At 65.3% G+C, this 20,258-nt stretch carries 20 protein-coding genes; 8 read left to right on the top strand and 12 right to left on the bottom strand.

What is annotated here, in order from left to right; translation table 11 throughout:
* Window positions 1–11: 11 nt before the first annotated feature.
* Window positions 12–1,799: a gamma-glutamyltransferase family protein gene (locus J3S28_RS14745; protein ID WP_237341609.1), complete on the bottom strand. Its 1,788-nt coding sequence runs from the start codon at window positions 1,797–1,799 to the stop codon at window positions 12–14.
* Window positions 1,800–2,105: 306 nt separating this feature from the next.
* On the opposite strand from J3S28_RS14745, the gene J3S28_RS14740 reads away from it, so the two are divergent.
* On the top strand, window positions 2,106–2,519 hold the full coding sequence (locus tag J3S28_RS14740; protein ID WP_207841505.1) for a hypothetical protein: 414 nt from the start codon (window positions 2,106–2,108) through the stop codon (window positions 2,517–2,519).
* 144 nt (window positions 2,520–2,663) lie between these two features.
* Complete coding sequence (locus J3S28_RS14735; protein ID WP_207841504.1) at window positions 2,664–4,094, top strand: APC family permease; 1,431 nt, start codon at window positions 2,664–2,666, stop codon at window positions 4,092–4,094.
* Window positions 4,095–4,162: 68 nt separating this feature from the next.
* Here J3S28_RS14735 and J3S28_RS14730 read toward each other — a convergent pair whose 3' ends face one another.
* Complete coding sequence (locus tag J3S28_RS14730; RefSeq protein ID WP_207841503.1) at window positions 4,163–4,942, bottom strand: alpha/beta fold hydrolase; 780 nt, start codon at window positions 4,940–4,942, stop codon at window positions 4,163–4,165.
* A 169-nt stretch (window positions 4,943–5,111) separates the two neighbouring features.
* On the opposite strand from J3S28_RS14730, the gene J3S28_RS14725 reads away from it, so the two are divergent.
* The gene (locus tag J3S28_RS14725; RefSeq protein WP_207841502.1) at window positions 5,112–6,230 is read left to right on the top strand and encodes an FAD-dependent monooxygenase; all 1,119 of its coding nucleotides are present in this window, start codon (window positions 5,112–5,114) and stop codon (window positions 6,228–6,230) included.
* A gap of 76 nt (window positions 6,231–6,306) precedes the next feature.
* Here the strand turns inward: J3S28_RS14725 and lpdA are convergent, their stop codons facing one another.
* The 4 genes from lpdA to pdhA are packed head-to-tail and all read right to left on the bottom strand — an operon-like array spanning window position 6,307 to window position 11,101.
* The gene (gene lpdA / locus J3S28_RS14720) at window positions 6,307–7,683 is read right to left on the bottom strand and encodes a dihydrolipoyl dehydrogenase (RefSeq protein ID WP_207841501.1); all 1,377 of its coding nucleotides are present in this window, start codon (window positions 7,681–7,683) and stop codon (window positions 6,307–6,309) included.
* Window positions 7,684–7,712: 29 nt separating this feature from the next.
* The gene (locus J3S28_RS14715) at window positions 7,713–9,014 is read right to left on the bottom strand and encodes a dihydrolipoamide acetyltransferase family protein (protein WP_207841500.1); all 1,302 of its coding nucleotides are present in this window, start codon (window positions 9,012–9,014) and stop codon (window positions 7,713–7,715) included.
* A 15-nt stretch (window positions 9,015–9,029) separates the two neighbouring features.
* Window positions 9,030–10,019, bottom strand: coding sequence for an alpha-ketoacid dehydrogenase subunit beta (locus tag J3S28_RS14710; RefSeq protein ID WP_207841499.1), 990 nt, complete (start codon window positions 10,017–10,019; stop codon window positions 9,030–9,032).
* The gene (gene pdhA / locus J3S28_RS14705; protein ID WP_207841498.1) at window positions 10,016–11,101 is read right to left on the bottom strand and encodes a pyruvate dehydrogenase (acetyl-transferring) E1 component subunit alpha; all 1,086 of its coding nucleotides are present in this window, start codon (window positions 11,099–11,101) and stop codon (window positions 10,016–10,018) included. The genes J3S28_RS14710 and pdhA overlap by 4 nt, the downstream gene beginning before the upstream one ends.
* Window positions 11,102–11,261: 160 nt before the next feature.
* Here pdhA and J3S28_RS14700 point away from each other — a divergent pair, with 160 nt between their 5' ends.
* The 3 genes from J3S28_RS14700 to J3S28_RS14690 all read left to right on the top strand — a co-directional run bounded on the left by J3S28_RS14700 (window position 11,262) and on the right by J3S28_RS14690 (window position 13,702).
* Window positions 11,262–11,735 (top strand): Lrp/AsnC family transcriptional regulator, encoded by a 474-nt coding sequence (locus tag J3S28_RS14700; RefSeq protein ID WP_207841497.1) that lies wholly within the window; start codon window positions 11,262–11,264, stop codon window positions 11,733–11,735.
* A gap of 176 nt (window positions 11,736–11,911) precedes the next feature.
* A complete protein-coding gene (locus J3S28_RS14695; RefSeq protein WP_207841496.1) occupies window positions 11,912–13,006 on the top strand; it encodes a Glu/Leu/Phe/Val family dehydrogenase in 1,095 nt (364 codons plus the stop codon).
* 156 nt (window positions 13,007–13,162) lie between these two features.
* Window positions 13,163–13,702 (top strand): ferritin, encoded by a 540-nt coding sequence (locus J3S28_RS14690; RefSeq protein WP_207841495.1) that lies wholly within the window; start codon window positions 13,163–13,165, stop codon window positions 13,700–13,702.
* A 68-nt stretch (window positions 13,703–13,770) separates the two neighbouring features.
* Here the strand turns inward: J3S28_RS14690 and J3S28_RS14685 are convergent, their stop codons facing one another.
* The 5 genes from J3S28_RS14685 to J3S28_RS14665 all read right to left on the bottom strand — a co-directional run bounded on the left by J3S28_RS14685 (window position 13,771) and on the right by J3S28_RS14665 (window position 18,218).
* Window positions 13,771–14,685: a DUF5926 family protein gene (locus J3S28_RS14685; protein WP_207841494.1), complete on the bottom strand. Its 915-nt coding sequence runs from the start codon at window positions 14,683–14,685 to the stop codon at window positions 13,771–13,773.
* Window positions 14,686–14,743: 58 nt separating this feature from the next.
* The gene (locus tag J3S28_RS14680) at window positions 14,744–15,529 is read right to left on the bottom strand and encodes a glycerophosphodiester phosphodiesterase (RefSeq protein ID WP_207841493.1); all 786 of its coding nucleotides are present in this window, start codon (window positions 15,527–15,529) and stop codon (window positions 14,744–14,746) included.
* Window positions 15,526–16,599 (bottom strand): DUF4328 domain-containing protein, encoded by a 1,074-nt coding sequence (locus J3S28_RS28755; protein ID WP_207841492.1) that lies wholly within the window; start codon window positions 16,597–16,599, stop codon window positions 15,526–15,528. The genes J3S28_RS14680 and J3S28_RS28755 overlap by 4 nt, the downstream gene beginning before the upstream one ends.
* Window positions 16,596–16,961: a rhodanese-like domain-containing protein gene (locus J3S28_RS14670; RefSeq protein ID WP_207841795.1), complete on the bottom strand. Its 366-nt coding sequence runs from the start codon at window positions 16,959–16,961 to the stop codon at window positions 16,596–16,598. The genes J3S28_RS28755 and J3S28_RS14670 overlap by 4 nt, the downstream gene beginning before the upstream one ends.
* A gap of 384 nt (window positions 16,962–17,345) precedes the next feature.
* Window positions 17,346–18,218, bottom strand: a complete 873-nt coding sequence (locus tag J3S28_RS14665) for a S49 family peptidase (RefSeq protein WP_207841491.1) — start codon at window positions 18,216–18,218, stop codon at window positions 17,346–17,348.
* Between J3S28_RS14665 and J3S28_RS14660 the strand changes: the two genes are divergently transcribed.
* A complete protein-coding gene (locus tag J3S28_RS14660; RefSeq protein WP_207841490.1) occupies window positions 18,217–18,396 on the top strand; it encodes a hypothetical protein in 180 nt (59 codons plus the stop codon). The two genes, J3S28_RS14665 and J3S28_RS14660, sit on opposite strands and share 2 nt — an antisense overlap.
* 5 nt (window positions 18,397–18,401) lie before the next feature.
* The gene (locus tag J3S28_RS14655) at window positions 18,402–19,148 is read left to right on the top strand and encodes a VOC family protein (RefSeq protein WP_207841489.1); all 747 of its coding nucleotides are present in this window, start codon (window positions 18,402–18,404) and stop codon (window positions 19,146–19,148) included.
* Window positions 19,149–19,172: 24 nt separating this feature from the next.
* Here J3S28_RS14655 and J3S28_RS14650 read toward each other — a convergent pair whose 3' ends face one another.
* On the bottom strand, window positions 19,173–20,255 hold the full coding sequence (locus J3S28_RS14650) for a winged helix DNA-binding domain-containing protein (protein WP_207841488.1): 1,083 nt from the start codon (window positions 20,253–20,255) through the stop codon (window positions 19,173–19,175).
* Window positions 20,256–20,258 lie beyond the last annotated feature (3 nt).

Genomic DNA, 20,258 nt, shown 5'->3' with positions numbered 1-20,258 from the left:
CGCCGTCGCCGTCACCTGCCGACCGCATAACCCTGCGAGCCACGCGGGTTGGCCGCAGCGCCCAGGACCCCGGTCACCGGATCGCGCGTGACTGCGCTCAAGCGTCCGAGCGCCCAGTCGCCCGCCCTGGTCACCTTGTGTCCGCGAGCGACGAGCTCGTCGATCACCCTGTCTCCCAGCCGGTCCTCGACCACGGCTCCAGCCGGTTCCCAGGCGCGCGGCCAGAACGAACCCGGCATCGAGGTGGTGTGCAACGTCGGGGCGTCGATCGCCTGCTGAGGCGTGTAGCCGCCGATCAGAGTCCGCAGCAGATAGCTCAGCTGCCATTGGTCCTGCTGATCACCGCCTGGGGTGCCCAGAGCGCCCACAGCCCACCCGTCGCGCATGAGCATCGTCGGCGTCAGTGTGGTCCGCGGCCTCATGCCCGGACGCAGTGCAGACGGCGAGGCCGGGTCGAGCCAGGTCATCTGCAGCCGGGTCCCGAGCGCGAACCCCAGTTCGGGAATTGTCGGCGACGACTGCAGCCAGCCACCAGAAGGTGTCGCGGACACCGCGTTTCCCCACCGGTCGATGACATCGATGTGGCAGGTGTCGCCCCGTGTCTCACCGGTCACCGTGACTGTCGGTTCGCCTGTGGCACCTGATGCTTCGCCGGATGCCGCCTCGATGAGGGGTGGGAGGAAGGGGTTGACGGCGCACACACCCGGCCGGAACTCGGCGGACGCACGTTCGCCGATCTCCTTCCGGCGGACCGCCGCATACTCCCGCGACAGGAGCACGTCGAGATGCGTGCGATCCTGTCCGTCGCCGTAGTAGGCGTCCCGGTCGGCCAGGGCGAGCTTGAGTGCCTCCAGGACATTGTGGGCACCGACCGCTGTCGATGGGTCGATCTCGGAATCCGGAAACTCGTCGAGAATGGCGAGGGCCTGCAACAACACCGGTCCCTGCCCCCAGGGGCCGGACTTGAGGATGGTGACCCCGCGAAAGTCGAACTGGACCGGCTGCTCCCAGGATGCCTCGAACGCGGCCATGTCGGACGCGCGGAGCACCCCGCGGTGGTCCCGCCCGTCCGAATGTCTGTGTGGCCGGCGCACGAACGCATCGATCTGCTCGGCGACCGACCCCGCGCACCACTCCGCTCGGGCGGCATCGATGCGCTCGTAGCGCGATCGACGACCGCGTCCGGCGCTCACCAGGCGCCGCAGCGTTGCGGCATACGCGTGGTTCCGGAACAGGCTGCCGGATCTGGGGACACGACCATCGGGCATCCACAGCTCCGCCGATGTCGGCCAATGCTCGAAGAACAGATCTGCGACGGTGTCGATCACCGCGACCACCCGATCCGCGAGCACGTGGCCGTTGTCCGCATAGCCGATCGCATACTCGAGAACATCTGCGGGCTCCCACGTTCCGTGGTCGCGCAGCATCAACAACCAGGCATCCACCGCTCCCGGCACCGCCGCCGCCAGGGCCCCGGCGGCCGGCACCAGGTCCAGTCCCAGTCTCCTCATGTGGGTGATGGAGGCCGCCGCGGGCGCCGGGCCCTGGCCCATCAGCACGACCGGCGGCTTTCCCACCGGTGACGCCAGCGCCACCAGGTCGCCACCCGGGCCGTTCAGGTGCGGTTCCACGACGTGCAGGACGAAGGCGGCAGCAACCGCAGCGTCAAATGCGTTGCCACCCCGTTCGAGGACTGATTGAGCCGTTCCGGACGCCAGCCAGTGGGTCGATGCGGTCATACCGAACGTGCCGGTGAGGTCGGGCCTCGTCTGGAACTCGGCCGGGGCAGCGAACGACATGGTTCTCCTCGTTGAAGACTCACTATTGGATCCGATTATGTCCAAAAGCTACCGGAAATCTTGACAGTTGGCGGGAGCAACACCCGTTCGCGCTTGCCGGGGGGCGTTGGCGAAACTGCACGATCAGCCTCCGTTAACACTGCAGAAACATCCTCTAGCTGCGCATTCTTTACTTACTCGGGTTGACGAGGCTGTCACCTGGTGGCAAGGTCTCGATTGAATCCCGATCATTTTTTTCGGATCCAACTACACAAATCGACTACATCAGCGAGACTGATCCCAGCACTCAGACCCAAGGAGCGACTCATGACAGACATCCCTGCGCCTTCCGGTGAGGCAATCCCTCCCACGCCCGGTGACACACTTCTCTTCGAGAACGATCGAGTACGGGTCTGGTCGATGACCCTCGAACCCGGCGGGATCTTCGACTTCCACCAGCACCATCACGACCACGTGGTCCTCTGGCCGGACGCCGGCGACGTACAGGGCCAAGAGCTCGGCGACGCAGAGTGGGGCATCTCGCAGCACGCCGAACCGGGCTTCGTTCTCTACAAGACGGTCGGATCCGCACAGCCGTTGCACCCACACCGTGTTCGCAACCTCGGCACAGAAAAGGTCACTCACTTCGTGATCGAACTGCTCGAGACCTCACCCAGCGCTGACGAACTGCCTTGGCAGCACAACGATCGCGGGTCGTTCAGCGCTTCCGACGGTCGCTGACATCACCTAGGCCCAGCGCTCCCACGCCGACCACCGTCGGTGCCCCACCTCCTCGCCGGTCGCCTGAAGACCAGAGATCACGCGGCCCCTGCGTGGTTACCCCATGCCCTCACACCTGATTCACCCACATCACAGGAGATAGCAATGGCCGTCCCGAACGACGAGCTCGTCAGCACCACCGAAACAGACCACCTCAAACGGAACACGATCGGAGTGGCCGGCATGGTGTTCATGGTCGTCGCGGCGACCGCACCCCTGACCGCCATGGCCTCGAACCTATCCATCGGACTTGCCTTCGGGGTCGGCGAAGGCCTTGTCGGATTGCTGCTCCTCGTCGGGATCCTCCTTGCAGTGTTCACCGCAGGCTATGTGGTCCTGAGTCGACGTGTCATCAACGCCGGCGCCTACTATGCCTTCATCGGCTACGGCCTCGGTAAGGCGTCGGGTTCGGCATCGGCATTCGTCGCCACTATCGCCTACAACCTCGCTGCGGCGGGAATGATCGCCGCCACAGGCTATTTCACTGATATCGCGGTCAGCTCGATGACAGACATCGATCTTCCCTGGTATGTATACGGCGCTCTGGCCCTGCTGGTGACGGCCGCGCTCGGCTTCATCGGCGTGGAGATCACCAAACGGGTCACGTCCCTTGTGTCGATCGCCCAGTTCGTCATCATCATCTGGCTCGGTGTCGCCATCCTCGTCCAACGGCCCGAGGGGTTCTCGCTCGACGTCTTCGCACCGGATCGGATGTTCGAGGGCAATCTCGCACTGTCGCTGGTGTTCTGCGTGCTGTCATTCGCGGGCTTCGAGGCCACCGCGATCTACGGCGAGGAGGCGCGGGCGGCGCGGCGCAGCATCAAGGTCGCCACGTATTGCGCACTGGCCCTTCTCGTGCTGATCTTCATGGGATCGACCTGGTCCATCGTCGCCGCGTTCTCCGATGTCCAAGCAGTCGCCGCGCAGGACCCGGGCGGGTTGATCTTCGCAACTGCCGACCTCTATCTCGGTGGCTGGTCTGAACAGATGCTGAGCCTGCTGGTGGCCTTCAGCTTCCTTGCGGCCGCTGTCGCGTTCCACAACATGGCGTCCCGGTACATGTTCGCCCTCGGCCGTTCCGGACTTCTCCCCCATCGTTGTGCGGACGTCAATCCTCGGTTCGGGACCCCTCAGGTGTCCGGGGCGATCCAGATCGCCATCTCACTCATCGTGCTGATCCCGTTCGTGATCGCCAAGTCGGACCCGATCATCAACCTGTTCCCGGCAGTCTCCGGCATCACGTCCCTCTCGATCCTCGGTCTCATGATCGGTTGCAGCCTCAGCGTTGTCGTCGCGTCGTACCGGGGACTTCTCGAGGGCGAGTCGATGTGGTCGTCCAGGATCGCCCCGGCAGTGGCAGGTCTGCTCCTTGCCGCCATCGGCGTCATCGTGATCATCAACTACCAGGACGTCACCGGCAGCTCGTCGTGGGTTGTCGCCGCCATGCCTGCGATCCCCGTCATCGGAGCGATCTACGGCGCGGTCATCTACCGGCGGGGGCGAGGCCATGATCTCGAGAAGCATCTCGCCGACTGAGCGCGAACAGTAGAAGAAGGTGGGGGCGCCCTGACCTGGGCGCCCCCACCGCGGTATGTACGGGTCGCTCAAAATTGAAGAACACGCTGCGACACCCGCCGCGCGAGTTCGTCCGCGCATTCGAAGGCGGTGGCGTGCCGGGCACCTTTGATGCTCCAGAACACTGCGTCCGGAATCTGTTCGGCCAGAGTGCATCCGGCCTCGTAGGGGATCACTGTGTCGTCGGTGCCGTGCACCACCAGGGTGGGCATCTGGATCGAGCCCAGCACATCGGTGGTGTCGTGGCCTGCGAGCGCTGCGAGCCGCCGGGCATGGAGTTCGTCGGGCCTGCGCACCAGCGCCGCGCGCACCGTCTCGACGATCGAGGGATCAGATGCTCTGGCCGCCGGACTCACCGCTGCGTCCAGCATCGCCAGGGCACGCTCGTCTGCTGTCATCGCGGTCGAGCCATCGGCGAACGTGCGTGTCGAGGCGTGCGTTGCCGTCGTCGAGACCAACACCAGGGTGCGCACACGCTCCGGGTACCGAACGGCCAGGTGCTGCGCGATCGCGCCGCCGAACGAGGTCCCCAGTACATGCGCAGAGGACCAGCCAAGGGCGGTCATCAGATCTGCCGCGTCGTCGGCCAAGTCCTCCATCGAATACCGTTGGCGATCACTGATCTGCTCGCCGGTGTCGCGCTGATCGTAGGCGACCGCTTCGATGCCCGGCGCAAGACGTCCGGCGAGATCGACGAATTGTCTACGGTCGCTGCCGATCCCGTGGATGAGCAGCAACGGTTGGCCGGAGCCCTCCGATATGCACTGCACCGTTCGACCGTCGTCGAGGGTGATTGCTTTGTCCTGCATGTCACAGCTTCTCTCTCGTACCGTTCGCCAGACGGCCGCCCCGGGAAACGTCGTCATGTTGATTCAACGCACACCGTGCGTCGAGCACCCCGGCCTGCTAGATTGGATCCTATCCCATACGATTGAATACGATCGAATGCCGGCTCAACAACTCATCAGGAGGCAACCCATGGCAGTGCTGGTTTCAGGAGCGAGCATCGCCGGCCTGTCCGTCGCGTATTGGCTCGATCGCTTCGGATTCGACGTCACCGTGGTCGAGCGCGCGCCGGCACTTCGCGTCTCCGGGTCGCCGATCGACATCCGCGGCGACGCGCTGCAGGTCGCATCCGCGATGGGTATCGCGGAGAAAGTGCACGATCAGCGGGTCGCAACCTCGGGACGCAATGCCTTCACCACCTGGGTCGACGCCCATGGTGGACCGATCGCAGTGCTGCCCAACGAGTACGCGGCCGATTCACCGGACGACATCGAGATCGCCCGGGACAACCTGATAGCCATCCTGCACGAAGCGATCGGCCCCGGCGTCGAGTTCGTCTACAACGACTCCATCGACACGGTGGTCGACACAGGCGGGGAGGTCGAGGTGGCGCTGTCCTCCGGACGATCGGATCGATACGACCACGTCGTCGGTGCGGACGGAATCCATTCGACTGTGCGCGAAGCCGTCTTCGGGCCCGAACACCAGTTCCGCAGGCACCTCGACACCTACACCGCGCTCGTGGACCTTCCTCTCGGTTCGGGAACATCCGGCGAGAGCATCACCTTCAGCACACCCGGAAAGATGTTCTGCATCAACGACTACGTGCACCGCACCATCGGGTTCATGGCCGTCAGAACGCCCGAGGTCGACTACGACAATCGCGACCTCGCCGACCAGAAGCTCGTGCTGGCCGCACTCCTGGACGGCGAGGGTGGCTGGCGTTCAGACTTCCTGATGCGCTCGATCGCCGAAACCGACCGGCTCTACTTCGACTCGGTGAGTCAGGTGCACATGCCGCAATGGTCGCAAGGCCGCGTCGTCCTGATCGGTGACGCCGCCCATGCCGCGTCCCTCTTCTCCGGCCGCGGTACGTCCCTGGCCATGATCGGCGCCCATCATCTGGCAACCGAACTGGCCGCGACACCGTCCGAGCACGCAGAGGCGTTCGGTCGCTACGAGCAGCTGATGCGGCCCCGCGTCGTGACCGCACAGGAGGGCGTGTCGGAGGCGCGCGACTTCCTGGTGCCCGCCACCGAATCGGAGCTGCGGTCGCGAAATGAGAGATTCGCCGTCGACGCAGCCCGCTGACCTGAGTTCGTACAAGAACAAACGCCCGCTCTCATCGGTGCATCGATGAGAGCGGGCGTTTTCGTGTGTGAGCAGATCAAGCGTGGGCGTGCAACGGGATTCCGGCCATCGCCAGATGGGCTTCGCCCAACGCTTCGGACTGGGTGGGGTGAGCATGGATCAACCCGGCGACATCCTGCGGATAAGCGCCCCAGCCCACAGTCAGCTGAGCTTCACCGATCAATTCACCGACGCGCTCCCCGACCATGTGGATGCCGACTACAGGTCCTGAATCCACCCCGGCGCGAATGAGTTTCACGCCACCGGCGGTGCCGAGGATCTGACTCTTGCCATTGCCCGCGAGATCGTAGACCAGCACCGAGACGTCACCGAACTGCTCGCGTGCGCGCGCCTCGGTGAGTCCGACAGAGGCGACCTCGGGATTGCAGTATGCGACCCGAGGAATCAGATGGTCGTCGAGCGGCACCGGGGCCTGCCCGGCGATCGTCTCCGCCACCCGGATTCCTTGCGCAAATCCGCGATGGGCCAGCTGTGGACCGGAAACGATGTCGCCGACGGCATACACACCTGCTCGTGATGTCTGCAAGGTGGCGTCGACGGTGACGAAGCCCCTTTCGTCGAGGTCTATTCCACCCTCCGGCAGACCGAGGTCGGCAGTACGAGGTCCACGACCCACGGCGACCAGGACAACATCTGCTTCCAGCGTGTCGCCGTCGTCGAGTGTCGTCGTCACACCGTCGGAGTGTTCGATGACGCTCACACAGCGGACACCCGTCTTGACCGTGATACCGCGCTTCTTGAACGCCCTGGCGAGCTGCTTCGACGACCACTCGTCTTCCCCCGCGATGAGCCGCGGCAGCGCCTCGACCACGGTGACCTCGGCCCCCAGCGACGCCCAGACACTGGCGAATTCGACGCCGATCACACCTCCCCCGAGCACCAGTACCCTTTCGGGCACACTCGGCAGTTCCAGCGCGTCGTCGCTGGTCAGGATGCGTCCACCCCGGTCGACCCCCGGGAGACGGCGCGCGTACGAGCCGGTGGCCAGCACCAGCGATCGGCCGGAGAAGGTGTCCTCGCCGACCCGTACGGAGCAACCGCCGACGTATCGCCCGGTGCCGTGAACGATCTTGACCCGGTGCGCCTTGACGAGCCCTTGCAGACCGCGGTGGAGTCTGTCCACCACCGAGTTCTTGTAGGCGTGGATCCCAGGGACGTCGACCTTGGTCAGCTCTGCCCCGATACCCACCTTCGCCGCCGCCCTCACGGTGTCGGCCACCTCGGCGGCGTGCAGCAGCGCTTTGGTCGGGATGCACCCGCGGTGCAAGCAGGTGCCGCCCACCTTGTCCTCTTCGATGAGGGTCACGCTCTTACCGAGTTGGGCGGCTCGGAACGCAGCAGCGTAGCCACCCGAACCACCGCCCAGAATGAGCACGTCGGGGGTCTCGGACATCAGTTCTCCTCGTGGTGATTTCGGTGTTGCTAGCTCAGCGCTATCAGGCTGATGGGGTCGGACAGGATGTCGGCGATCGTCGCGAGGAACCGCGAGCCCTGTTCGCCGTCGACGAGTCGGTGATCGAACGACAAGCTCAATGTCGTGATCGATCGCAGGACGATCTCGCCTTCGTACTCCCACGGTTGCCGGCGAACTGCCCCGAAGCACAGGATCGCCGCCTCGCCGGGGTTGAGGATCGGCGTTCCCGAATCAACACCGAAGACACCGACATTGGTGATGGTGATGGTTCCGGCAGCGAGATCTTCTGGCCCGGTCCGTCCGTCTTTCGCGGTGGTCGTCAGCGCGACCAGCGCGCCCGCCAGGTCGCGCAGACCGAGAGTGTGGGCGTTCTTGATGTTGGGAACCATCAGGCCGCGCGGGGTCGCGGCGGCGATACCGAGGTTCACGTACCGCTTCGTGACGATCTCCTGATTCACCTCGTCCCAGGACGAGTTCAGGGACGGGTTCGTGCGCAGCGCAACGAGCAACGCCTTCGCGACGAGAGCCAGCGGGGTGATCCGCACCGCCTCGAAATGCTTGGACTGCTTCAGTTTTCCGAGGAGATCCATCATGGGTGTCACGTCGACGGTGATGAACTCTGTGACATGTGGTGCGGTGAATGCACTCTGGACCATCGCTGCCGCGGTGTGCTTACGCACCCCCTTGATCGGAGTGCGTTCTTCGTCGAGACCGACGACGCCAGACGGGCTCGCGGCCGCGATGTCCGGCTCGGGCCCGGCAGTAGGCCTGTCAGCCACCGTCCGCGACACGTACTGCTCGAGATCGTCGCGGGTCACCTCACCGCGGGGGCCGGACGGTTGCACGTCGTTCAGGTCGACGCCGCCGCGCCGAGCCGCGAATCGCACCGGTGGCGCCGCCAGCGGTCGTTCCTGTTGTGGGGCAGGGGCCACCGCGACAGCGGGTGCCGGGCGACGGCGTCTGCGACCGGTGTTCTCAGCGGCCACGCCGTACCCGACCAGAACCGGCGTCCGTTCCTGCGCCGGTTCCGAGACTGTCGGTTCAGGAGCGTCAGGTGCGTGCGCACCGGCCACCTCGATGTCGATGAAGGGACTACCGACCTCGACGGTCGTGCCTTCTTCGGCATGAAGAGCCACCACTGTCCCGGCGTAGGGGGAAGGCAACTCGACCGATGCCTTGGCCGTCTCCACATCGGCGATGTTCTGATTCAGTTCGACTGTGTCCCCGACCGCCACGAGCCAGGTCAGCAGTTCGGCGTCGGTGAGGCCCTCACCGAGATCGGGCAGGAGGAACGTGTGAATGGTCGGCATTGGTTCGGTCGGCTCCTAGAGTGCGAACGTTCGGTCGACGGCATCGAGGATGCGGTCGACGTCGGGGAGAAAGTGTTCTTCGAGCTTGGACGGCGGATACGGCAGCGTGAATCCACCGACTCGCCCCACCGGGGCCTCGAGATGAAAGAAGCAGCGCTCCCCGATCCGCGCGGCGAGCTCGGCCCCGATGCCCAGGAAGACCGGTGCCTCATGGGTGATCACAAGCCGTCCGGTACGGCGGACCGACTCTGAGACGGTGTCGACGTCGAGCGGCGAGATCGACCGCAGATCGATGACCTCGATGGAACGGCCCTCCTCTGCGGCGATCTTCGCGGCCTGCGCTGCGGTCGCCACCAACGGGCCGTACGCAACCAAGGTGACGTCGGTGCCGGGAGTGACAACTCGGGCCTTGTGCAGCGGATATGGGTCACCGTCACCCAGGGGCCCCTTCTCCCAGTACCGCCGTTTGGGCTCGAAGAACATCACCGGATCATCGGAGGCGATGGCCTGCTGGATCATCTGATACGCATCGGCGGATGTCCCGCAGGTGACGACGCGTAGTCCGGCGGTGGCGGCGAAATAGCCCTCGGGGGACTCGGAGTGGTGCTCGATGGCCCCGATGCCGCCGCCGTAGGGCACCCGGATGGTGATGGGCATCTTGACGTTGCCACCGGTGCGATAGTGAAGCTTCGCGACCTGGGAGACGATCTGGTCGAAGGCCGGGTAGATGAAGCCGTCGAATTGGATCTCGCAGACCGGGCGGTAACCGCGCATCGCCAGACCGACTGCGGTACCGATGATCCCGGATTCGGCCAGCGGGGTGTCGATGACACGCTGCGGCCCGAAGTCCTTCTGCAGACCGTCGGTGACACGGAAGACGCCTCCGAGTTTGCCGATGTCCTCGCCCAGCAGTACGACTTTCGGGTCATCCTCCATCGCTGCCCGCAGACCTGAGTTGATCGCTTTGCCGATCGGGAGGATCTCGGGGGTGATTGCCGTGCTCATGAGGCATCTCCTTCGAATCCTTGCAGGTACGAGGCGAACTCGCGTCGCTCCTCGTCGATCAGGGGATGGGGTTCGGCGTATACCTCGTCGAACATCGACAACGGCGCGGGTTCGACGGTGTCAAGACAACCGCGACGCAGCGCAGCCGCGGTCGTATCGGCCTGCGTCCCGATGGCAACGCGCACGTCATCACCGAGGGCGCCCGCCTCCTCGAGCAGCAGTCTGATTCGGTCGAGTGGATCCTTGGCGCGCCACTCGTCGTCCAGTGCGGCCGGGCGGTAGCGGGTGGGATCGTCGGAGGTCGTATGCGGCCCCATCCGGTAGGTGACGGCCTCGATCAGCGTCGGACCACTGCCTTCGCGGGCCCGAGCGAGCGCCGCTCTCGTCACCGCGATGACCGCGAGCACATCGTTGCCGTCGACCCGAACGCTCGGTACCCCGAACCCACGACCCCGCTCGGCGATGGTCACCCGGGTCTGCAACGACACCGGTTCGGAGATCGCCCACTGATTGTTCTGGCAGAAGAACACCACCGGCGCGTGGAAACTCGCAGCGAAGCCGAAGGCCTCGGAAATGTCGCCCTGACTGGTCGCGCCGTCACCGAAATAGGTGATGGCCGCGCCGTCGACGCCGTCGAACTGCATGCCGAGCGCATAGCCGGTGGCGTGCAACGCCTGCGCGCCGACGATGATCGCCGGCGTCGTCATCCGGTACTCGAACGGATTCCATCCCGAATGCGTGGACCCACGCCAGAATCGGAGCATCTGCGTGGGATCGACACCTCGGCAGTAAGCGACCGCGTGCTCTCGGTAGCTGGCGAAGACGAAATCCTGCGGGTCGAGGGCACGCGCCGAACCAACCTGCGCGGCTTCCTGTCCCAAGAGCGGCGCCCAGAGCCCGAGTTCGCCCTGACGCTGCAGAGCGGTGGCCTCGGTGTCGATGCGCCGCACCACGACCAGGTCCTCATACAGGCGACCCAACGCTGCGATGTCGATGTCTTCGACCAGGCCGGAGTACTCGGGGTGCTCGACTCGCCTGCCGTTCGGGGTAATCAGTTGGACGAGGTCATCGTCGTCGGTCACCGGGGAGCTCCACTCAGTAGGCTTTCGGCGGACGTGTGCCGCCAACGGGTTCTATTGCTTGCGCAAGGCAATCAACAGACACCAAAGTGCACAAGAGTAGATCCAGAATTCGAGCAATATGCGCACTTCTGTCCTGCTGAGACGTGCAACACTTGTCGTTATGACACAGTTCGACCGATCCGACGCCCGCTTGCTCCTCGCCCTGTGCGACACCCCGCGGGCGACTGGCGTGCAGTTGGCCGCAGCGTTGCAGATGGCGCGCAACACCGTTCAATCACGTCTTGCCCGCTGGGAGGAGCGGCGGGTCCTCTCCCCGATGGATCGACTGATCTCCACCCGCGACCTCGGATACACGTTGCGCGCATACATCAGCGCCGTCGTCGACCAACACCGCCTGGAACCCATCATCGCGCTCCTCGGCGACATCCCCGAGGTGATCGAGGTCATCGGGATCTCCGGTGACGCCGATCTTCTCGTCGCTGTTGCCGCCGTCGACGCGGACGACCTCTACCGGGTCGCCGGCCTGGTCCTGGCGGTGCCCGGAATCGAACGGACGACGATGTCGGTGGCGATGCGCGATGCGATCCCGTACCGCACGCGTCCGCTGCTCGAGCGACTGGCCCGGAGTCGTTGAACTCAGACGCCGAGTCGGCCATTATGACCAATTGTGCGCCATTCGAGAGGCATCATTTGGGTAAAATGCGCAATTCTTGATCTTGCTGTTGCACATATTGGTATGTCGGGACAGCATTCGCTCAGCTGTTTGCACATCCTCGCCGAACGGCGCCGACTACCCACCCGGAGGTTTCCATGCCAGTCACTGCCACCCCGCCGAGCGCCGGCTCGGCCACGGGCCACGTCTTCGACCGCATCGACTTTCCTGTCGACGAACGTGCCCACGAGCAGGTGGTGTTCTGTCAGGACAGTGTCACCGGACTCCGCGCCATCATCGCGCTGCACTCGACCACGCTCGGGCCGGCTCTGGGCGGCACCCGCTTTCGCGCCTATCGAGACGAAGGTTCCGCTCTCACAGATGTTCTGCGACTGTCCCGCGGGATGACCTACAAGGCTGCGGCCGCAGGCCTGGAGCTGGGCGGCGGGAAGGCCGTGATCATCGGTGACCCCCACGCCATCAAGACACCGGAACTCTTGCGCGCCTATGGTGATTTCGTCGAGCGTCTCGGCGGCCGTTATGTCACCGCGGGCGACGTCGGCACCAACAGTGACGATCTCGACCTGATCGGCCAGTCCACCGCTCACGTGGTCGGGCGCAACGTCATCGCCGGCGGCTCCGGGGACAGCGGCCCCAACACCGCGCTCGGGGTCTTCCAGGCCATGCGAGCAGCAGCGGTGCGCGCCTGGGGCGATCGCGAACTCCAGGGCAGGACAGTAGGCGTCGAGGGCGCAGGCAAGGTCGGCTTCGAGCTGATGGCGCTGCTCTCCGACGCAGGCGCGAACATCGTCGTGGCCGACCCGTATCAGCCGTCACTGGACCGTGCGCTGGCCGCTTTCCCTCAGGTGCGGGTCGCCGCAGACGTACGGGCCGAACGACTCGATGTCTATGCACCTTGCGCACTCGGGGCCACCCTGAACGCCACCTCCATTGAGATGCTCGACACATCGATCGTCTGTGGCGCAGCAAACAATCAACTGTTGGATCCATCCATCGAAAGGGCCCTCGGCGACCGCGGAATCGTGTGGGTCCCGGACTATGTGGCCAACTCCGGCGGGCTGATCCAGGTGGAGGGTGAGCTACGTGGGCGGAGTACCGAAGAGGTTCGTTCGCGTGTCGAAAAGGTCTTTGACACAATGTCTTTCATACTCGATACTGCCGATCGGGAATCAATCCTGCATGGCATCGCGGCGGACCGTATCGCACGGCGTCGATTGGACGGTCCCGCGTGAACCCCAGGCTCTGCATCTGAGTCCGGATGCCATGGTCGCCGGCGAAACCCTTTGCATTCCAAGGTAAACCTTCCCTCAGAACCCTTTGGATAAGCCATCCTAAGTAAGGATGAACTTGGGTGACAATGGGTTTGACCTGCTACTACCGTGGTTTCCATGAGCAACAAGATGACCAAATTCCACTCGCTGCTGCAGGAGCAGATCCGCCACGAGTTCTCGTCGTCACAGCAGTACATCGCCGTGGCCGCCTTCTACGACAACGAGGACCTCCCGCAGCTCGCCAAGCACTTCTACGGTCAGTCGGTCGAAGAGCGCAACCACGCGATGATGATCGTGCAGTACTTCCTCGATCGCGACATCACCGTGGAGCTGCCCGGCATCGAGCAGCCAGAGAACTCGTTCGCGGACTACCGCGCGCCCATCAAACTCGCGCTCGAGCAGGAGCAGCGGGTCACCGACCAGATCGTGCAGCTGGCCAAGGTCGCCCGCGACGAGGGTGATTACCTCGGCGAGCAGTTCATGCAGTGGTTCCTGAAGGAGCAGGTCGAGGAGGTCGCCGTGATGCGCACTCTCCAGACCGTCGCAAACCGGTGCGACGGGAACCTGTTCGACCTCGAGAACTTCGTCTCGCGGGAGATCGGTGTCGCCACCACGACCGACGCCACCGCACCGGCCGCCGCCGGTGGCTCGATCTAGACCAACTCTGCAGCCCACAACGGGCGCCCCTTCTCGGGGGCGCCCGTTGTTGTGTCCGGCGCTTGTAGCTAACGCAGAGTGACCTGACGGCCACGGATGCCGTCGCGAGACCTCCGCTCGGCACTTGTCAGTTCGGCGTCCGAGGCCAGCGCCTCGTTGAGCGCGGCGTTGAACTTTTCTGCGCCCTCTGTCCACTCTTGATGGTGCATTTCGCGGTCCAGGTCGAACACGGGCACCAGCAGGCCATGGGTGCGGAATGATCCCGCAAACCGCGAACCCTCGCCCAGCGTCAGACCGCCGGCGGCATGGACTCGCGCAAGTGCCGCCATCACGTCGTCTTCGTCTTCGGGACGGACCCAGCGCACGTGTGCACGTTCGCCCGCGTCGACCCACCACGGTGCACCGACGAAATCGCCGACGAGCCGCGCCGTCGGACGGATGGCGGCGTTGGCCTGCTCGATCATCTGGACGATCTGCGGGGCCGGATCCGACTGGCCTTCGATCCACCAGTTGAAGTCCTTCTGCACGGTGACGTCCAGCGATGCCGTCGGATCGAGGATGTCGGGGAGCGCCTTGGCCTGGGACGCGTCGACCTCGGTGAGCGTCTCGCCCGCCTCGGCGCCTGCCGCCCACTCGATCGCGACGGACAACGCGTCACCGGGGTCTGCGGGCTCGGGTTCGGTCTGCAGGGCGACCAGCGCCACGGATGTGCCGTTCTCTTCACGAACGAGTGCGGGGCCGGCGCCGGGGAGCACCGTGACCAGTCGAACGGTGTTCGCGGACGAGCCGACCAGCGTCAGATCTGCGGTTGCCGAGGCGACGAACGAGCGCAGCGCCACCAGATCGCATTCCGCGGCGACACCGGCGAACGGGCGCTCGACGGGCGCGATCTCTTGTGCTTGACGCTCTTTACGTGCGGCGACCCGCTCGGCGCGGTTACTTCCGGGGCGCGGACCACTGCCGCGTTTGCTCTTTTTGGCCACGGTAGAACGGTACGCAGCGTTCCGAAGTCCCGGACTCCCGGGGTGAAGAGTCACTGCGTCAGGCAGCGAGCCAGCCCAACACCCGGTCGGGGTAGTTCGTGGCGATCCACCCCACGCCCAGATCTGCGCAGTAGGTCGCGTCCCGACGCTCGTCGACGGTCCAGCAGTACGTTGCCCGTCCGGCGGCAGCAGCTCGATCAACAGCGTCCGGATGCTCGCGCAGGGTGGTGATCGACGGCCCGATCGCGGTGGCGCCGACTGCCGTCGCTGCGCTGCCCCCAAGGAATCGTGCGGTGTCGCCGAGCAACACCGTCGGAAGCATCGGGGCGTTGCGGCGAATGCGCCAGACCCCTGCCGTCGAGAACGAGATGACCACTGCCCGGCTGTGATCAGCCGATGCCGGGGTCGCGACCCCGAACCGCTGCAACTCGGCCAGCAGGAGTTGTTCGACCAGCCCACCGAAGCGAACCGGGTGCTTGGTCTCGATGAACAGCCGCACCGGACGTTTCCAGTCGAGCGTCAGCTCGAGCAGCTCCCGCAGCGTGAGCACCCGGGCGTCGAGACCGGAGGTGTGCCAGCCACCGAAGTTGAACTCACGCAGCTGTGCGAGGGTCAACTCGCTCACGGCCCCCGATCCGTCGGACGTCCGGTCGATGGTGCGGTCGTGGATACAGACCAGTTCGTGATCGGCAGTCAGGCGCACGTCGCACTCCAGGCCGTCGGCGCCCTGCTCGAGCGCCAGCTCATAGGCCGCCAGGGTGTGTTCGGGCTTGTGCCCGGACGCGCCGCGGTGCGCGACCACAGCCGGCATGTCCTGTCGCAGTACCCGGTGGGTATCGCTCATACCGCGGCCAGCCATCGCGTCGGCGCAGTCGCGGGGGCTTCGCGGGCGAACAACCGGGTGATCGTCCACCAGAGAGCGCCTGCGAACGCGGCGCTCACGAGATTCGAGATGATGACCAGGACGACGGCATTGGCCTGCCAGACCAGCGATTGCGAAAATATCCGCACCAAGACCCCGACGACCACCAGCCCGTTGACACCCAGCCATCCGAACCACAGCCACCACAGTCGCTTCCGGGTGTGGACTGGCAGGAGATCGTCGCGGCGGCCCAGCAGTTCACGGAAGAACGCGACCGGCCAGAAGAGATTGAGGACAGGTACCCACAGGCCGAGCATCAACTGCCTGCGCGACCTCGGGTCGGCCTGTCCGTGATCGGCGTACGCGTTCTTGCGTTCGTCGATCAGCCAGCCGGCGACCCCGCCCAGGCATGCCACCATGAGGGCGACCGCGGCCAGACCGGTGATCCAGACCGCGGTCTCGGCGGCGATCTGCATCGGCCTGCTGATCGGGTCTTCCAAGTTCACCACGAGCAATGCGTAGATCAACGCCTCCGCCGCCGCGGCCAGCACCAGAACGACCGCGGCTGCACGTAAGAGGTTCGGCAACCCGTCCCGGAGCCGTTCGATCGGACTGCGCTGGGGTTCCCCGGGCTCGACCGGTGGCAGGTCGCGCAGTCCCCACCCCGGGTTGTGCTCGTATCGCGGCGTGGGGCTCGTCGTGGCGTCAGCGTCGACGCGGGGCCGGGGCCGCGCAGACTGCGGTCGCAGCGCCACCCAACGCACTCGCGCCCGGCCGCCACGCGCAGGGGCGGCTGCAGGCCGCGGAGGCGCAGGCCGTGCAGGCGAGGTGCGCGCCGGAACGTACATGTTGTTCGCCTGAGCCCGCGGTATCGGAGTGGCCTGCATCCCGAGCGGCTGGGCCACCCTGCCGTAGGCGTCGAGCGGAGTCAGCGGCCCACCACACCGAGGGCACTGCGGCCTGCCGATGTCGTGAGGGCCGGCGATCCGGCACCGCGGGCAGTAGTCCCTGGCGGGTGGCCCGCTGGGCGTGCCGTCCCGGGGTCCACTCACAGGGAGGCCCCAGAATCCGGGGCAGCGCCCCGGGACCCTCCCGGACCGGTCTGCATCGGCCGGCCTGCGCCTGCCCATGCGGCCATGCCTCCGCTGACGTTGGTTCCCTCGTAACCGCGCTGGATCAGATAACCGAGCACTCGCTCCGAGCGACCGCCCGCGTGACAGATCACGAACAGCTCGGAATCGGGGTCGATCTCGTCTATGCGTGCGGGCACGTCGCCCAGCGGGATGTGCAGCGCCCCGGCCACGTGGCCGGACTCCCACTCGTCGTGCTCTCGGACATCGAGCAGGAGGCGGCTTGTCTCTCCGGTGAAATCGTCCGGCAATTCGGAAACGGGCACCGACGGAATCTCCGACATATTCACCTGACCATGGTGGCATGCAGCAGGAGAATGCGCCGTCACCCCGCAGTTTTCAACAGGTTATCCACAGGCCTTTGTTCTGCTCAATTTTCTTACACCATAACTGCGGTAATTAATCATCTGACATTCTTTTAGATCAGAGTGAACTCAAATTGTGACCCGTTTCACTAAAGCCGCTGGAAAGTTGCCGAGTTCTCCACAGTTTCCACAGCCTCATCCACAGGTTGAGTGTTGGTCAACACGCGCTGAACCAGCACGTTAGGAGCAGCCTGTGGATAACTTCCGAACTTGGCCTGGCGACTACTCACAGGTGGCCGGCGGGTGGACGCCGACATCGAGTGCCGCCACAGCTCCGACTCGCCGCGCCGACGCGCCGAACCACTACAGGCCGTAGCGGGTCCAGTGGGCGCGACGCTCCAGAGCGGCCACGACGCCCGTGACGATCCCGTCGACCGCGTCGGTGGCGACCGACGACAGGGCTGCGTCCGGAGACGCGACGCTTCCGGTCAGGCGGGCCAACAGAGGCTTGGGGGACGCGATCACCTCCAGCTCGGCATCGGGATAGCGCTCGGCCAGCACGGACCGCAACACCCCGACCCCGTCGACGAGACCGACGTCGAGGGCGCCGCGCCCGATCCAGACGTCGCCGCTGAACAGTTCCGCGTCGGAGCCGACGAGTTTGGCGCCGCGTCGCTGGCGCACCCAGGTGATGAACGCTGCGTGCAGATCCATCTGGAGCCCTCGAAGCCATTCCACGTCCTCGGGCTTCTCGTCCAGGAACGGGTCGAGTCGAGCTTTGTTGGCCCCCGCGGTGTAGACCCGCCGTTCGACACCCGCCTTGCCGATCAGGTCTTTGAGGCCGAAGCCAGACGACACCACACCGATGGAACCGACGATCGAGGTGTGTGCCGCATAGATCTCGTCAGCGGCGCACGCGATCCAGTAGCCACCGGAGGCAGCCACATCTTCACAGAATGCGAGGACCCGAACACCCTTTTCCGACGACAGCTGCCGAATCCGCTCGGCGATGTATTCCGACTGGGCCGGCGATCCGCCCGGCGAGTTGATCACCAGGACAACCGCTTTGAGCCGCTCCGTGTCGAACGCTTTCTTCAGGTTGGATTCCAGATTGTCGGCGGTGAGTCCGCCACGACCCGCACCGCCCACGCCGATGATGCCATCGAGACGCACCACCGCGACCTTGTCGGCGTGTGCCTTCGCCAACTTCTCTGCGATCTTCTTGAATGGACCCATGTCTGCCAGCCTATGCGGGTCTCCGATCAGGATCGCCGTTGCCGATGCCGCCGTACCGACCGCGCGGAATACCGATACTGCAAGACTGACCGTCATGGTCATCGTTCCGCCGCTCGGCCGCACTCACCCCGCATCGCGCGTCAGGGGCAGTCACGACGCGCAGACCGAGGCCCGGTGACGCCCGTGGCGATCAAATGGCTCACCGCCTTCCTCGACCTCCCTGCCGACAGCTTCGGGCCCGAGGTCACGTTCTGGCGCGCCATTGCCGGGAGCACCGTCTCACCGGCCCGTGGCGCGGACCGGGAGTTCGCATCGCTCGAACCCTTCAACGGCGATCCACACCTGAGGGTGCAGCGCGTCAAAGAAGGACCCGGCGGCGTTCACCTCGACATCCACGTCGACGATCTACGCGAGTCCACCGCCCACGCGAAAGCACTCGGCGCGAAAGTGGTCACTGAGAGCAAGAGCGTGGTGGTCCTGAGCTCACCTGCCGGCTTCCCGTTCTGCCTGGTGCCCTGGCAGGGCGAGCACGAACGCTCGCGGCCCATTCGCTGGCCCGGGGACACCATCAGCATCATCGACCAGTTGTGCATCGATGTACCCGCGGCCGCGTTCGACGCCGAATGCGCGTTCTGGGCGACCCTGACGAACTGGGCATGGCGCCAGGGGGTGATGCCGGAGTTCCGCAACCTGCAGCGACCTAAGGACATGCCGTTGCGCATCTTGTTGCAACGGGTGGGCTCACCCGAGGTGGGGGGTCATCTCGACCTGGCGAGCACACACCCGGAGGAAGAGGTGGCCCGGCACGAGGGCTGGGGTGCGACCGTGCTCGAGCAGCAACGCTTTTGGACCGTGATGGCAGATCCCATCGGTCGCCGGTACTGCATCACCCACCGGAACCCGCGCTCGGGCAATCTGCCCGACGACTGAGTTGCCCGGCAGCCCAATTTCGCCTCAGGTGTTGCAGAAATCGACGAGCTGCTCGCGCTCGTCCTCAACGGCCCGCCGATCGGCGGCGGAGATCTTCGAGAAGACGTCCACCTCGATCGCGGTGGCCTTGCCGTTCTTTCTCGGGTGCCACATGCCTGCGACGCGGCCATCGATCAGCACGAAACCAGGCGAGCGACCGTTCGGGGTGGCGAGCTTCGTGAAGACGTCGTCGTCGACGACCCGCCCGCGATCAGGTCCCTGGGCCAGCACGATGTTGTCGAAAGGGGCCACCAGCCTGGCCGGCGCCGCGGCGTCCTCGTCGGCGAGTGGAACACCCTCGATGTCGAACAGCTCTTCGCCGTCCGGACCTTCGAGCTTCCCCAGCTCCCAGTCGGCTTCCATGGCCTCCACGATCGGCCGCAGCCTGGTCATGCCGGCCCAGGTCTGGATACCTTTGATGCTGGCCGGCCCGAACCCGCGCAGGTACAGCCTGATCAGATCCTTGATCGCATCCTCGCCCGTGACAGACGATTCCCCAGGGCCGCACCACTCGTCGTAGAGGCTGTATGTGGTGGTCGCCGACCCCGTCCAGGTCCCCCGCGGCGGCACCTGCACCAGTGGCACCAGGCATCGGACCACGGTGACCAGGGATGAACTGTCGGCATCGGGCCAGCGAGCCCCCAACGAGTCCTTCAGCGACTTGACGGGAAGCTGTGTGCCCGAGAGCAATTGTCGGCCATACTCGGCGACCTCGGCAAGATCGGCACCGGCAATCCTTTTCGCGTGGTTGGACCGCAACTCACCAATCAGACTCGCCTGGGCGAGCGGACGGACCCAGCGGGCGTCCTCGGCATCCATCAGGAAGACGGTGCTCCGCAGCAGTGCCATCCGGATCACTTCGCGGTCCGTCATCAGTTCGTCGAGGTCGAGCGGATCGAAATCAGTGATACGGGACCACAGTCCGTAGAACGCGGCGCGAGGATCCTGGGACTGCAGTCCGACGCAGCGATCGAGCACCTCCAGGATGTCCTCGTCGACGCGTTCGAGTAGATGCTGGCGCTGCAGCAGCGTCCGATTCCACTGTCGCAGCGTGATCTGCCGGGCCACGAT

The organism is Williamsia soli (genome assembly GCF_017377795.1).
Lineage (GTDB): Bacteria > Actinomycetota > Actinomycetes > Mycobacteriales > Mycobacteriaceae > Williamsia > Williamsia soli.
Note: the sequence above shows the minus strand (reverse complement) of the source record. Positions and strands in the feature narration are given on the sequence as shown.

Excerpts from the sequence above, each read along its gene's own strand:
- J3S28_RS14745 (WP_237341609.1), bottom strand. The coding sequence starts at position 1,799 with ATGTCGTTCGCTGCCCCGGCCGAGTTCCAGACGAGGCCCGACCTCACC.
- J3S28_RS14740 (WP_207841505.1), top strand. The coding sequence starts at position 2,106 with ATGACAGACATCCCTGCGCCTTCCGGTGAGGCAATCCCTCCCACGCCC.
- J3S28_RS14735 (WP_207841504.1), top strand. The coding sequence starts at position 2,664 with ATGGCCGTCCCGAACGACGAGCTCGTCAGCACCACCGAAACAGACCAC.
- J3S28_RS14730 (WP_207841503.1), bottom strand. The coding sequence starts at position 4,942 with ATGCAGGACAAAGCAATCACCCTCGACGACGGTCGAACGGTGCAGTGC.
- J3S28_RS14725 (WP_207841502.1), top strand. The coding sequence starts at position 5,112 with ATGGCAGTGCTGGTTTCAGGAGCGAGCATCGCCGGCCTGTCCGTCGCG.
- lpdA (WP_207841501.1), bottom strand. The coding sequence starts at position 7,683 with ATGTCCGAGACCCCCGACGTGCTCATTCTGGGCGGTGGTTCGGGTGGC.
- J3S28_RS14715 (WP_207841500.1), bottom strand. The coding sequence starts at position 9,014 with ATGCCGACCATTCACACGTTCCTCCTGCCCGATCTCGGTGAGGGCCTC.
- J3S28_RS14710 (WP_207841499.1), bottom strand. The coding sequence starts at position 10,019 with ATGAGCACGGCAATCACCCCCGAGATCCTCCCGATCGGCAAAGCGATC.
- J3S28_RS14700 (WP_207841497.1), top strand. The coding sequence starts at position 11,262 with ATGACACAGTTCGACCGATCCGACGCCCGCTTGCTCCTCGCCCTGTGC.
- J3S28_RS14695 (WP_207841496.1), top strand. The coding sequence starts at position 11,912 with ATGCCAGTCACTGCCACCCCGCCGAGCGCCGGCTCGGCCACGGGCCAC.
- J3S28_RS14690 (WP_207841495.1), top strand. The coding sequence starts at position 13,163 with ATGAGCAACAAGATGACCAAATTCCACTCGCTGCTGCAGGAGCAGATC.
- J3S28_RS14680 (WP_207841493.1), bottom strand. The coding sequence starts at position 15,529 with ATGAGCGATACCCACCGGGTACTGCGACAGGACATGCCGGCTGTGGTC.
- J3S28_RS14670 (WP_207841795.1), bottom strand. The coding sequence starts at position 16,961 with ATGTCGGAGATTCCGTCGGTGCCCGTTTCCGAATTGCCGGACGATTTC.
- J3S28_RS14660 (WP_207841490.1), top strand. The coding sequence starts at position 18,217 with ATGTCTGCCAGCCTATGCGGGTCTCCGATCAGGATCGCCGTTGCCGAT.
- J3S28_RS14665 (WP_207841491.1), bottom strand. The coding sequence starts at position 18,218 with ATGGGTCCATTCAAGAAGATCGCAGAGAAGTTGGCGAAGGCACACGCC.